The 12,369-nt window shown below is 57.6% G+C and carries 13 protein-coding genes; 1 reads left to right on the top strand and 12 read right to left on the bottom strand.

Annotation, left to right across the window (positions count from 1 at the left end; translation table 11 throughout):
- Positions 1-203: 203 nt before the first annotated feature.
- The 12 genes from AC6I8D_RS22005 to AC6I8D_RS21950 form a co-directional block, all read right to left on the bottom strand.
- Entirely contained in the window at positions 204-545 is a 342-nt protein-coding gene (locus tag AC6I8D_RS22005; protein WP_312054090.1) for a YebG family protein, read from the bottom strand.
- Positions 546-692: 147 nt separating this feature from the next.
- Positions 693-1,487, bottom strand: a complete 795-nt coding sequence (locus AC6I8D_RS22000) for an SIR2 family protein (protein ID WP_031377692.1) — start codon at positions 1,485-1,487, stop codon at positions 693-695.
- A complete protein-coding gene (locus AC6I8D_RS21995) occupies positions 1,484-2,044 on the bottom strand; it encodes a non-canonical purine NTP pyrophosphatase (RefSeq protein ID WP_312054085.1) in 561 nt (186 codons plus the stop codon). Before AC6I8D_RS21995 ends, AC6I8D_RS22000 begins: the two co-directional genes overlap by 4 nt.
- Before the next feature lie 167 nt (positions 2,045-2,211).
- Positions 2,212-3,108 (bottom strand): ABC transporter substrate-binding protein, encoded by an 897-nt coding sequence (locus AC6I8D_RS21990; RefSeq protein ID WP_497820944.1) that lies wholly within the window; start codon positions 3,106-3,108, stop codon positions 2,212-2,214.
- 8 nt (positions 3,109-3,116) lie between these two features.
- Positions 3,117-3,911 (bottom strand): amino acid ABC transporter ATP-binding protein, encoded by a 795-nt coding sequence (locus tag AC6I8D_RS21985; RefSeq protein WP_312054082.1) that lies wholly within the window; start codon positions 3,909-3,911, stop codon positions 3,117-3,119.
- Entirely contained in the window at positions 3,895-4,821 is a 927-nt protein-coding gene (locus AC6I8D_RS21980) for an amino acid ABC transporter permease (RefSeq protein WP_312054081.1), read from the bottom strand. The genes AC6I8D_RS21985 and AC6I8D_RS21980 overlap by 17 nt, the downstream gene beginning before the upstream one ends.
- A 9-nt stretch (positions 4,822-4,830) precedes the next feature.
- The gene (locus tag AC6I8D_RS21975; protein WP_312757468.1) at positions 4,831-5,343 is read right to left on the bottom strand and encodes a GNAT family N-acetyltransferase; all 513 of its coding nucleotides are present in this window, start codon (positions 5,341-5,343) and stop codon (positions 4,831-4,833) included.
- Positions 5,344-5,353: 10 nt separating this feature from the next.
- Entirely contained in the window at positions 5,354-6,295 is a 942-nt protein-coding gene (locus AC6I8D_RS21970; protein ID WP_497820943.1) for an ABC transporter substrate-binding protein, read from the bottom strand.
- Positions 6,296-6,306: 11 nt separating this feature from the next.
- The gene (locus tag AC6I8D_RS21965) at positions 6,307-7,620 is read right to left on the bottom strand and encodes an LLM class flavin-dependent oxidoreductase (RefSeq protein WP_497820942.1); all 1,314 of its coding nucleotides are present in this window, start codon (positions 7,618-7,620) and stop codon (positions 6,307-6,309) included.
- An 83-nt stretch (positions 7,621-7,703) separates the two neighbouring features.
- On the bottom strand, positions 7,704-8,858 hold the full coding sequence (locus AC6I8D_RS21960) for an amidohydrolase (RefSeq protein WP_497820941.1): 1,155 nt from the start codon (positions 8,856-8,858) through the stop codon (positions 7,704-7,706).
- A gap of 23 nt (positions 8,859-8,881) precedes the next feature.
- On the bottom strand, positions 8,882-9,886 hold the full coding sequence (locus tag AC6I8D_RS21955) for an MsnO8 family LLM class oxidoreductase (RefSeq protein ID WP_312054075.1): 1,005 nt from the start codon (positions 9,884-9,886) through the stop codon (positions 8,882-8,884).
- Between the two features lie 519 nt (positions 9,887-10,405).
- Positions 10,406-10,591, bottom strand: a complete 186-nt coding sequence (locus AC6I8D_RS21950) for a hypothetical protein (protein ID WP_312054074.1) — start codon at positions 10,589-10,591, stop codon at positions 10,406-10,408.
- A gap of 216 nt (positions 10,592-10,807) precedes the next feature.
- Here AC6I8D_RS21950 and AC6I8D_RS21945 point away from each other — a divergent pair, with 216 nt between their 5' ends.
- Entirely contained in the window at positions 10,808-12,361 is a 1,554-nt protein-coding gene (locus AC6I8D_RS21945) for a pyridoxal phosphate-dependent decarboxylase family protein (protein WP_497820940.1), read from the top strand.
- Positions 12,362-12,369: the final 8 nt, after the last annotated feature.

The following is a 12,369-nucleotide window of genomic DNA, read 5'->3' as shown; positions in this document are numbered from 1 at the left end:
TTAAATGCAGGCATAACGGCGTACGCTATGTATAGGTGGCAATTTTCAGAATAACGCTTTTTCAACGCAAAGCGGTGTAAGCAACGGTCGTTTCAGGCAGGGATTTTGGGTAGGGATGGCAAGCAAGCGGCATAAGGTGAGCATCGGTGCAAGAGACAGCCAAAACAATAACGCCGGAAGGATCGCTTCCGGCGTAAATCGGATCAGGCTGCTTTTACCGCACGGACTTTTTTACTGCCCGACTCTTCAGCCTTGTCATCGGCGCTGTCTGATGCCGTCTCAGACTGACGGGTTGCAGCGGCAACCGGCTCAGGCAGTTTGCTGGTGCGCAGAATATGCTGCACGGCATCTTTCTGCTCGGCGATCAGCAGGCCCAGAGTTTCCGCCTGCGTCTCATCCAGTGCGGGTTGATGCTGTAACAGCCAGTCGGTGAAGGCTTCGGCCATATCGAGCATTTTGTCGTAGGCATCGGCCTCTTTCTTATTGGCAAACGTCATCTTCTCTTCACCCTTTCTGACGACTACAAATTTTGTTTCGACAGCCATGTTTTTGCCCTCTGATACTGTGTATGCATACAGTATATCACGACGATGATGCTTTGCCAGCAGAGAATAGAGTTTATCGGTTATCCCCGGCATAACCTTAACCGGGCACAAACTTTACCTACTCTGCCGGGGAAGGCGCGTTGCCGGCTACACCAGCAGCGCCTCAAGAAAATCGGCCAGCGCTTTACGTGGGTCATCCTCTTCCGAGACGATCATCTCAATCCCCCACTGCCCCAGCACCTCTTTTGCTACCGGATTATTGCGGTTGGTAAACAGATACGATTTCGGCCGCGCCGTCGCCAGCCCGGTGCGGCCCCACATTTTTGTCAGCCGGTAAAACAGCAGCCGAATATTGAAATCGCTGATGCTGTAGCCGACAAACAGCACCGAGTTGCCCATCACGTCATGGGTCAGTTTGATGTCGAGCGGCGAATCGAAATAGAGTCGTTCAAAGTAGCTGCTTTCATCCAGCACAATAGAGGTGTCATCATCGAAATCGCCGTGCAGCTTAATAATGTGGCGTTTATCTTCGGTCAGCGACACCAGATCGGCGGCGTTAGCCACTTTGTAATACGGGACGCCATGCGCATCGTGCGCCGCTTCCAGCCAGCGATCGTAATTGGTGGTATAGATGCGGGAAAAGTTGCCCTGAGTGATCATGGTGTGGATTTCTGAGGTCCGGACATCAATATCCGGGCGATGCCATTCGCGGTCCATCCAGCTTCGCAGCGGGCCGAGCGAACCTTTCTTCTGTTTGTAATATTCCGCCAGCGACAGATGGGTGCCATAGGTGTTGAAGATTTTCGGATCGTAACCCAGCTCATTGGCGAGATGGGCAATCAGCTCATGCCACTCCGGCAAGCCGAGATTGCGTGAGATGCCCGCGCCGGCAAACAGAATCAGCTTACCGGAATCATAAGCACGTTTAAGTTCAGGTTTCATGCGACTCCCCGAGCCGTTTTCAAAAAAGTGGCGAAGCGATCGAGCGCGATGCGCCGCATCGAAATCTCATTCTTGAGTTCACCCATTTCGGCAAATGTCTGATCGTAACCTTGCGGTATAAAGACGCAATCCCACTGAAAGCCGCGTGTCCCGGCCGGTTCCGCGGCGATGGTACCGCGCAGCTCACCGGAAAACTGATACATTTTGCGGCCATCGCAGTAGCCCAGCACGGTTTTAGCCGTCACGGCCTGGCTGTCGAGCCCCTGAACCAGGGCGGTAAAACGCTCCGCATCCAGCCGGTTCCAGAAGATGCGGGTCAGCCCGGCCGGCAGCCCGTTCAGGCCATCCAGATAGAGTCCGGTATGCTCAACGAACAGCGGTCGTCCAATCAGTGAAAAGGCCTTGGTCAGCTTATCGCGCACCAGGTCGAGTTCGTTTTCAGTCTGAATTTCTTCGATACGACGGGAGATAGGCAATACTTCGACCCCGACAGGTTCGAGGATTTTGCGCACCTCCGCCAGCTTTTGCTCATTGGCAGAAAGGAATCTGATTTTCATGGGGCTTCCAGGTTAATTGCTCCACCGCGCGCTGAATCGACAGGCGGGCAGGATAGATCACTAACGCTGGAGAGTGTAGCGCAATTATGTGGTCCGCAGCCGTGATGGCCGTTTTGCCACGGGGGAAGAACCGGCAGAATAAACGGCGCCGAAGCGCCAGAGCAGGATCAGTACTGAATACCGGGGGGATTCACCGTAGAGTGGGCGATGGCTTCATCCTGTTCGCCCCAGCGCGTCAGCACCTGCTGATACTGACCGCCGCTGATGGTGCCATCAATGGCGGCCTGCAGTGCGGGTGCCAGCCCGTTGCCCTTTTTGGTGGTGACGGCGACCCAGGCGCGAAACGGCCCGCTGCCAACCAGTTTCGTTTGTCCGCGTGACGCCGCCTTCCACGCTGCCATCGAGTGCGGCCCGAACATCGCATCGGCACGTCCCGACAGCAGGGAAAGCGTGGCCGAGGCGTCATCGGTCAGATAGATCGGTGTGACTGCCGGCAACCCTTTGGCCTGGTTTTGCCGATCCCAGCTCAGCAGGATTCGCTCCTGATTGGTGCCGGACGCCACGATGATGCGTTTACCGGCGATATCGGCGGGCGCAATGATCGCGCTGATTTTACTGTCGATCTTCACCACGAAAGCGTGATTATCGGCGCGATAGGTGGCGAAATCGTACTTCTTTTTGCGCTCTTCGGTCACGGCGATGTTAAACATCGCCACATCGTAGCGGCCGGCGGTGATCCCCAGCGGCCAGTCCTCCCACGATGCCGGTACCAGCTTCAGTTTTAATCCCAGACTGTCGGCCAGCAGCCGGGCAATATCGGGATCGCTGCCGATCCGCGAGACATTATCCGACGCCAGCAGCGACAGCGGCGGCGAGTTGGTGGCGGAAGTCGCCACCGTCAGGGTGCCTGGCTCAATAAAAGTAAAGTTTGGCGGAATTTTGGCGATCGCCGCCGGATTGGCGGGCGCATGAATCGGCGTTTCATTCTGCCGGGTGTCGGGTTGTTCAGCGGCGAAAGTGGCCAGCGGCGACAGCAGCAGCAATGACAGAGGGCTCAGCTTCATCGTCACCCTCACAGCACGCGCGCCAGAAAGCGCCGGGTTCGCTCATGGCGCGGATTGTTCAGCACCTGGCTGGTACTGCCCTGTTCTACGATTCTGCCGTCGACCATAAACACCACGTTATCAGCCACTTCACGGGCAAAGCCAATCTCGTGGGTAACGATCACCAGCGTGGTGCCGGAGCGCGCCAGTTTTTTGATCACGTCGAGCACCTCGCCGACCAGTTCCGGATCGAGCGCCGAAGTGGGTTCGTCAAACAGCATCACTCGTGGGTTAAGCATCAGCGCCCGGGCAATGGCGATACGCTGCTGCTGGCCGCCTGACAGATGGCGCGGCCAGGCGTCAGCTTTATGCCGCAGGCCGACAATATCCAGCAGCTCACCGGCGCGCTCAATCGCCGCCGCTTTGGTGAGTTGTCGATGGGCAATCGGTGCCTCAATCAGGTTATCCAGCACGCTGAGGTGCGGGAACAGATTAAAATTCTGAAACACATAGCCGACGTTGATGCGCTGACGCAGGATCGCCTGCTCTTTCAGTTCGTAGAGCTTATCGCCGCGCTGCTGATAGCCGATGTAATCACCGTCAATCTGGATAAACCCTTCATCCACCCGCTCCAGATGATTGATGGTGCGCAACAGGGTCGATTTGCCGGAGCCGGAAGGACCGAGGATCACCGTTACCGATCCCGGATCCAGCGACAGTGACACTGCATCCAGCGCTTTGTGTTTGCCAAAACTTTTACTGACGCCGGTAATGCTGATGGCTCCGGTGGTGTGTGATGTGCGGTAATCAATGGCTTCGGACATGGCTGATCTCCTCGGTTGGATTGAGAGGCGTGACGCGGTTGCGCCACTGCCGCCAGCGCGACGGCTGCGGTTCGCGGGTCACACTGCGGGCCAGCCAGCGTTCAACGCTGTGCTGAATCACCGACAGCACGGTGGTGATAATCAGATACCAGGCGGCGCCGACCATCAGCAGCGGGATCACTTCCTGGTTGCGGTTGTAGATCATCTGGATGGTGTAAAACAGTTCCGGCATCGCCAGCACGTATACCATCGCGGTGCCTTTCGCCAGGCTGATGATCTCGTTAAAGGCGGTGGGAATGATGGCGCGTAACGCCTGCGGCAGAATGATGCGGAAGGTGCGGCGGGTTGCCGACAGTCCCAGTGCGGAGGCCGCTTCGACCTGACCGTGATCGACCCCCAGAATCCCGCCGCGAATGATCTCCGCGCTGTAGGCCGCCTGCACCAGGGTTAAGCCAATCACCGCCGCCGGAAACTGGCCGAGCACGTTAATGGTCTGAAACGCGCCCCACGACAGCGATGTAAACGGGATGCCAATTGACAGGGTGTCGTAGAGATAGGAGAAGTTGTACAGGATGATCAGCACCACAATCAGCGGCAGCGAACGGAACAGCCAGATATAACCCCACGCCAGACTGCTCAGCAGCCACGACGAGGAGAGGCGGGCCAGCGCCAGCAGACCGCCAAAAATCAGGCTGAACACCGTCCCCAGCAGCGTCAGCAACAGCGTCTGACCCAGACCATGCAGGATCACCGGATCGAAGAACCAGCGGGCAAACACGCCCCATTCCCAGCGCGGATTAAACGCCACCGACTGGATCACCCCCGCCAGAATAAACAGGGCGACGATCGCCCCGACGGTACGGGCCGGGTAACGCGCCGGCACCACCTGCAGATGTTGATGCTTGCTCATTGTCCCTCCTTAACTCGCCTGTGCGACGTCCGGCACGCCAATCACTTTAATAAAACGCAGCCGGCCATCGTGCGGCGGCTGACCATAACGTTCCAGATCCCCGCTCAGATCAAACTGCGGCTGATAGCCATGGCCGGTGTAAAGCCGCACCGCCTCCGGCTGGCGGAACCCGGTGGTGAGAAACAGCCGCTGATAGCCGGCCCGCAGCGCACGCCGCTCCAGCTCTTGCAACACCACCAGCGCCAGCCCCTGACGGCGCAGATCGCTGCGGGTCCAGATGCGTTTCAGTTCCGCCGTCTGCGGGTCATAAGGCTTATAGGCTCCCATCGCGATGATCTCGCCGTCACGCTCCAGCACAATGAACAATCCCTGCGGCGGCAGATACCACTCGGTCAGCTCCTGCTCCTTTTGGCGGGCAAAATAGTCGCCGTAGCGGGCGGCATATTCGCCAAACAGGCCGGTCAGAATCGGTTGCAGTTCCGCCGCCTCGGGCGAAACTTCACGAAAAATGGCTTCACTCATCGTCTGCTCCTTAATCGCCCAGTCCGGCCGGGTTAATTTCGGAACGCTCGATCCGCTCCACCCCTTCGCCCCAGCGGTTCAGCACCTGCTGGTAGTCGCCGTTTTTCATTACGCCGTTCAGCGCGGTGCTGATCGGTTCAGCCAGGCCGCTGCCCTTTTTCACCGTCACTGCGATGTGGGCCGCTTTCGGCCAGCCACCATCGACGCTGCCGACCAGCCGGGTTTTGCCGTTAAGCGCCGCTTTCCATGCGCCAATCACGTTGGGGCCAAAATAGGCGTCGGCCCGTCCGGCCTGCAGCGCCAGCGTCTGGGCGGCATCATCTTTGGTATAAATCGGCGTAAACGGCTTCAGGCCTTTCGCCTGATTCTGTTTATCCCACGCCAGCAGGATCGCTTCCTGATTGGTGCCGGAGCCGACGATAATGCGCAGTCCGGCAATATCCTCCGCTTTGGTCAGCGCGGTGATCGGGCTGTTGGTTTTGACGTAAAAGCCAAGTGAGTCTTTGCGATAGGTAGCGAAATCGAACTTCTCTTTACGTTCTTTGGTGACGGTGATGTTAGAGATCGCGGCATCATATTTGCCGGAGGCGACACCCAGCGGCCAGTCTTCCCATGAGGTCGGCACCACATTGAGCTTCAGGCCGAGGCTGTCGGCCACCAGACGGGCGATATCAACTTCGCTGCCGAGCAGGGTTTTGTTGTCATCGGAGAACACCGTCAGCGGCGGAGAGTTCTGCGCCGCCACCGCCACGGTAAATGAACCCGGCACCGCAAAGCGATGACCGGCCGGCAGCTGCGCCACCGCCTGCGGGTTTTTGCTACTGTGAATCGGCGTTTTATTGGCGTCGAGGCTGACCCGCTGGCCGTTGTACGCCACGCTGGTGCCGTCCGCCAGGGCGCTGCCGCTGGCTGCCAGAATAATCAGGGCGATGAGTCTTTTATTTTTTTGCATAGCACAGGCTCTTATTGTGAAGTGAACTGATTGACCGGCAGCGTCAGGTCAAAACTGTCGCGCAGGGTGTTACCGGGATAGTCACGACGGCTCAGGCCGCGCGCCTGCAAAATCGGCACCACACGGTCAACAAACCGTTCGAAGGTATCCGGGGTGCCGCCGTTGATAATGAAGCCATCGGTGGCGTCGGTTTCGAACCACAGCTGCAGGCCGTCTGCCACCTCTTCAGGCGTGCCGTGGAACAGGGGACGGGGTGTTGCCGCCTCCAGTGCCGCCTGGCGCAGGGTGTGTCCCTGCTCACGCGCTTTGCGTTTGATCTCATCGGTGGTGCTGCGGAAACTGTTCTGCCCGATGTCACCGATATCAGGAAAGGGCTGATCGAGCGGATACTGTGAGAAGTCGTGATGGTCGAAGAAGCGGCCAAGGTAGTTGAGTGCATCGCTAATCGACACCAGCGCGGCGGTAGTCTGGTACTGACGCTCCACGTCGTCGGCGTCGTCACCGACAATCACGCTCACGCCCTGGAAGATGTGGAGATCCTCTGGCTGACGGCCGTTCGCCACCAGCTGCTGTTTAACGTCACGGTAAAAGGCCTGCGCCTCTTCGCGGGTTGGCTGGTGGGTGAAGATGGCATCGGCATGGCGGGCGGCCAGCTTTTTGCCATCCTCTGACGCCCCGGCCTGGAAGATAATCGGACGGCCCTGCGGGGTGCGTGCAATGTTAAGCGGCCCCTGAACCTGGAAGAAATCACCGTGATGATTCAGGGTATGCAGCTTAGCCGGATCGAAAAACTGGCCGCTCTGCTTGTCGCGCACAAAAGCATCCTGCTCCCACGAATCCCACAGGCCTTTCACCACCTGCAGATACTCATCGGCGATGCGATAGCGTAAGGCGTGCTCCGGATGCTGCTGACGCGAGAAGTTTTTAGCCGAGCCTTCCAGCGGCGAAGTCACCACGTTCCAGCCGGCGCGGCCACCGCTGAGATGATCGAGGCTGGCAAACTGGCGCGCCACGGTGAACGGTTCGCTGTAGGAAGTTGAAACGGTGCCAACCAGCCCGAGATGCTCGGTGACGCCCGCCAGCGCCGACAGCAGCGTCAGCGGTTCAAAGCGGTTGAGAAAGTGCGGAATCGACTTTTCGTTGATGTATAAACCATCGGCGACAAACAGAAAGTCGAGCTTGCCCTGCTCCGCTTTGCGGGCGATCTTTCTGGCGTAATCGAGACTGATGCTGGCATCGGCCTGCGCCGCCGGATGGCGCCAGGCGGACATGTTGCCGGACGCGCCGTGCAGAATAGTACCCAGCCGAAGTTGTCTTGTGCTCATGATGCTCTCTCTTTTTTAGTCATAGCGCTGCCTGAACGGCGGTCTTCACGACAGCCGCAAGGGGATGTCAGCAGATAATGAAATCAGGTCAGAATGGCTTCCCGACATCGCGCGTTGAGCTGTTGCAGCGCCTGTTGGGCCAGTTGAGCGAAGTAGTTTGCCGCGGGGGCGATCAGCGCTTCATCCGGATTGAAGCTGGCGTGGTGCAGGCCATAGTCGCTGGCGCTGCCGATGCTGACGAATACGCCAGGCACCTGTTGCAGATAGAAGGCAAAGTCCTCACCCAGCAGATGCAGTCCGGCTGGCTGCACCCGGTAACCGAGCTGTTGCGCCACCTCGCTGCTGAAGTGCGCCCAGTCATCATCATTGACCAGCACCGGCGGACCCGGATGCCAGCTCAGCATCGCGTCTGCACCACTGGCCTGGGCAAAGTTTTCCACCAGCGTGCGCACCCGCTGTTCCAGTTCGGCCCGCAGCTGGAGATCGTGGGTTCGGGCGGTGCCGCCGAACTCGACGCCACCAGGCAGGACATTCCAGGTTTTGCCGCCATCAATCCGGGTAATGCTCAGTACCAGACTGTCGAGCGCGCTGAAGCTGCGGCTGGTGAGTCCCTGTAAGGCCTGAATGATCTGGCTGGCGACCACGATACTGTCGACGCCCTGTTCCGGGTGGGCAGCATGCGCGCCTTTGCCGGTCACGCGAATAATGAATTTGTCGGCGTTGGCGTAGAACGCGCCACCGCGGGTAGCGAACGTCCCGACCGGCAGCGTTGGTTCGTTGTGCATGCCAAAAATGGCCTGCACCTGGTCGAGTACGCCAGCGTCGATAAACTGACGCGCGCCGCGGGCGATCTCTTCGGCGGGCTGAAACAGAATGCGTACCCGCCCCGCCAGTTGCGGCTCAATCGCCCGGAGCTGCAGCGCCGCACCTAACATTACGGCGCTGTGCAGATCGTGGCCGCAGGCGTGCATGACGCCAGGATGACGGGAATGAAACCGTACGCCACTCGCCTCGTGAATCGGCAATGCATCAATATCAGCACGCAGGGCGATCACCGTTTCACCCTGTCCAATTTCCGCCACCACGCCGGTTTCAAGCGGGTAATCAAGCAGCCGGATGCCGGCCTCCTGCAGCCAGCGGCGCAGCCGTGCCGTGGTTGCAAACTCCTGACCCGACAGCTCCGGCCAGGTGTGCAGCTCGCGCCGCCATTCAATCAGTTGTAATGCATTCGGCTTCATGATGATTCTCCGCTGAAGGACGATCAGGCTGCGACCAGATGATGCGTTGCCAGCAGGGCCAGCGAATGGTGACGCGCAACCGGTTCGCTGATCGGCGTATCAATAATGAACTCATCGATACCAAAGTTATGGTGCAGCGCATCCAGCTGGGCATGAACCTGCGCTGCGGTGCCTTTCAGCAGCGACGGGGTGCGCGGCTCAATCAGGTAATCAACATACCCGCCCTGGCGCACATACCGTTCGGCCTGTTCGAGGCTGGCGACGTTGACGGCGGGACCATTTTTTACCGCGACGTGGTAGTGACGGAGGTTGGCCACCAGCAGATCGGCACCCGCCGGTGAATCGGCCACCACCACCTGCACCGCCACCAGCGCGCGCTGACCGTTGCTGAGGCTGGAGTAAGTGGCGAGCACCTGCTCCAGCAGCTGACGGTCACCGTTCAGATGCGCCGCGAACACCAGCTGCCAGCCGAGACTGGCGGCCAGTCGGGCGCTCTCTTCACTGGCACCCAGCAGAAAACGGTTCACCGGCCGGGACGGCAGCGGCGTCGCCTGCAAACGTTCATCGTCATCGGCGCTGCTGTGGCTGTCGGGTTTCAGCCAGCTATCCAGCAGCTGCAGCTGTTCGGCAAAGCTGCCCTTCTCTGACGGCTGCACACCCAGCTGAAGCGCACGGGTAGAAAGGGGTAATCCGCCTGGCGCCTTGCCGATCCCTAAATCGATACGGCCCGGTGCCAGTGACGCCAGCAGATTAAAGTTTTCCGCCACCTTATAAGGACTGTAATGCTGGAGCATCACCCCGCCCGAACCGACGCGGATATGCCGGGTCTGGGCAATGATCCACGCAATCAACAATTCCGGTGACGGGCTGGCCAGCTGTGCGGTGTTGTGGTGTTCCGCCAGCCAGAAGCGGTGATAGCCCCACTGTTCAGCCAACTGCGCCAGTTGCAGGGTGCGCTGCAATGCTGCGCCTGGCGATTCCCCTTCAGCAACGGGCGCTTTGTCTAACAGACTTAATCGATATGCCATTCACCTGATCCTTATTATTTCGGTTGCTGACCAGTGTGGAGCGAGGCTTATATTTGGTAAAACATCATATTGTTTTAACTATTTTTACTTTATTCATATCAGTGCCAGGCAGGATAATGAATTGATGTGAAAACAATCTTAAAAACAGAAAGTTATGAATTTTATTGAATTATTCAGTTATTGATAAACTGACTATTGCCGGCATAAAGCAAAATTATCAGCAATGGATTGCAGAAAAGTGTCTTAAGCAGTCAACAAAGCCAACGCTCAATAAAAGATCGCTTTATCGACACATAAAACCCGCGGCTAAATAGGCTGATGCCGGAAAGTCGCCTGAAATATCCCGCTATTTTTTTATAACCTCCGCTTTCGCCGTTGAGATTTAAAAGCGAGGTTGTGGTGCGGTGCAGAGAATTAACTGTGCTGGCGAGCGGGTGAAGGCGAAGCCGAAAAGTCAGTCAGCCGTCTGGTGATTAAGTCACCCTATCAGTATCCGGCTAAAGACGCTTCGGGCCTCAGTTAACCGAAACCGGCTGACGGCGTCCAGGTTAAAAAGCAGTTCAAAACCGCCCCTCCCATAGCAGAATTTTCCGCCTGCCCTCCAGCGCCAGAGCGGATAAAAGTGATCTTAATCACATTATCCACATTAGAAACATTTACAAATAAATTCCCGTCACAAAAATATTGAATGATAATGATTAACATTTACAATCCAAGCATAACAAATTTCAGCGATATACGCTGATTTAGCCACAAATAAACTACGGAATTTCATAATTTACAGATAGAAACGCTATCCCGCTGCGTAAGCAGGGTTTTTATCTGGTTAGTTAACTTAATGTTTACTGGAGCTGTTGAGCTGACGCCCACACTGACGGTTATACGCCGGCAGGGTTTACTGGTTAAGCACAGGAACTCAACATGGTATTACGCTCATCTGTTCAATCGGCATCGCAGGTGCCGGATTTGGCTCCCGTCAGCGCTCCCGCCGCGTCACTGTTCAACGATAGGCAACTGGCAGCCTGGTCGCGGCAGACGCAGGAGGTGCTGGCACTGATGACCCGTACGGTAAGAGGCGTGGAGAAACCGTTCAGCGGCATTCTTCCTCATGAACTGGCGGCTGAGTTCAGCGACGTGGATTTAGATCGCCCACTTGGCAGTAACGACGCCGCGCTGGCGGAGCTGAATCAGCTCTATCTGCGTGATGCAGTCTGGTTTCACCATCCTAAATATCTGGCGCACCTCAACTGTCCGGTAGTGCTTCCCTCGCTGATGGCCGAGCAGATCATGGCGGCGGTCAACAGTTCGGTGGATACCTGGGACCAGAGCGCCGGCGGTACGCTGATCGAGCAAAAGGTGATTGACTGGACGCTGGGCCGCATCGGCCTGCCCGCCGGATCAGATGGTATTTTTACCAGCGGCGGCACCCAATCCAACCTGATGGCGATGTTGCTGGCACGTGATAGCTGGTGCGCAGCCCATCATGCCGGTCATCTGATCAAGCAACGCGGCCTGCCGGAGAGCGCCTCAAAATGGCGAGTCTTCACTTCAAAACTGAGCCATTTCAGCATTCAGAAATCGATGGCAATTCTGGGACTGGGCTATGACGCGGTGATCCCGGTCGATCATGATGCGCATTACCGGATGGATGTGCAGCGACTGCAGCAGGAAATTACGCGCTGTTACGATCAGGGACTGATTCCGATTGCGGTCGTCGCCACCAGCGGCACCACCGATTTTGGCAGCATCGACCCGTTGCCTGATATCGCCCGCCTCTGCCAGCGTTACGGCCTGTGGATGCACGTTGATGCTGCTTACGGCTGTGGCCTGCTGGTTTCAGAACAACATCATGCTCGTCTGAGCGGTATTGAACTGGCGGATTCTGTCACCGTTGACTATCACAAATCCTTCTTCCAGACCGTCAGCTGTGGCGCGTTTTTGGTGCGCGACAGCCAGAATCTGAAGCATGTCACGCACCACGCCGATTACCTCAACCCGCTCAGCGCTCAGCAGGAAGGCACGCCAAACCTGGTGAACAAAAGTATTCAGACCACCCGCCGCTTCGATGCGCTGAAGATGTGGCTGACGCTGCGCGTGATGGGACCGGCGGCGCTGGGTCAGGCTTTCGATAGCCTGCTGCAACTGACCCAAACCGCGCATCGGTTGTTAAGCGCGCATCCGGCCATTGAGGTGCTGCATGCGCCAGAGCTGACCACGCAGATTTTCCGCTATCTGCCACGGCCGGGCATCAGTGAAAGCCAGATCGATGAGGTTAACGCGGCGATCCGCAAAGCGCTGTTTCGATCGGGCAATGCGGTGATTGCCGGAACCAAAGTTGATGGCCGGCAGTATCTGAAATTCACCCTGCTGAACCCCTCCACCACTGCCGCCAATATTGAAGACGTTATCGGCCTGATTGCGCATTATGGCCGCGAGCATCTGCGGGCGTCTGCGCTGCAAGCAGCCAATCAGTGAGAGCGCCA

The organism is Pantoea sp. X-Soil-MYKO-1785, assembly GCF_059730675.1.
The sequence above is the reverse complement of the archived record's forward strand: the minus strand, read 5'-3'. Positions and strand labels throughout refer to the sequence as shown.

Excerpts from the sequence above, each read along its gene's own strand:
- AC6I8D_RS21955 (WP_312054075.1), bottom strand. The coding sequence starts at position 9,886 with ATGGCATATCGATTAAGTCTGTTAGACAAAGCGCCCGTTGCTGAAGGG.
- AC6I8D_RS21970 (WP_497820943.1), bottom strand. The coding sequence starts at position 6,295 with ATGCAAAAAAATAAAAGACTCATCGCCCTGATTATTCTGGCAGCCAGC.
- AC6I8D_RS21990 (WP_497820944.1), bottom strand. The coding sequence starts at position 3,108 with ATGAAGCTGAGCCCTCTGTCATTGCTGCTGCTGTCGCCGCTGGCCACT.
- AC6I8D_RS21960 (WP_497820941.1), bottom strand. The coding sequence starts at position 8,858 with ATGAAGCCGAATGCATTACAACTGATTGAATGGCGGCGCGAGCTGCAC.
- AC6I8D_RS21985 (WP_312054082.1), bottom strand. The coding sequence starts at position 3,911 with ATGTCCGAAGCCATTGATTACCGCACATCACACACCACCGGAGCCATC.
- AC6I8D_RS22000 (WP_031377692.1), bottom strand. The coding sequence starts at position 1,487 with ATGAAACCTGAACTTAAACGTGCTTATGATTCCGGTAAGCTGATTCTG.
- AC6I8D_RS21950 (WP_312054074.1), bottom strand. The coding sequence starts at position 10,591 with ATGTTAATCATTATCATTCAATATTTTTGTGACGGGAATTTATTTGTA.
- AC6I8D_RS22005 (WP_312054090.1), bottom strand. The coding sequence starts at position 545 with ATGGCTGTCGAAACAAAATTTGTAGTCGTCAGAAAGGGTGAAGAGAAG.
- AC6I8D_RS21975 (WP_312757468.1), bottom strand. The coding sequence starts at position 5,343 with ATGAGTGAAGCCATTTTTCGTGAAGTTTCGCCCGAGGCGGCGGAACTG.
- AC6I8D_RS21995 (WP_312054085.1), bottom strand. The coding sequence starts at position 2,044 with ATGAAAATCAGATTCCTTTCTGCCAATGAGCAAAAGCTGGCGGAGGTG.
- AC6I8D_RS21965 (WP_497820942.1), bottom strand. The coding sequence starts at position 7,620 with ATGAGCACAAGACAACTTCGGCTGGGTACTATTCTGCACGGCGCGTCC.
- AC6I8D_RS21980 (WP_312054081.1), bottom strand. The coding sequence starts at position 4,821 with ATGAGCAAGCATCAACATCTGCAGGTGGTGCCGGCGCGTTACCCGGCC.
- AC6I8D_RS21945 (WP_497820940.1), top strand. The coding sequence starts at position 10,808 with ATGGTATTACGCTCATCTGTTCAATCGGCATCGCAGGTGCCGGATTTG.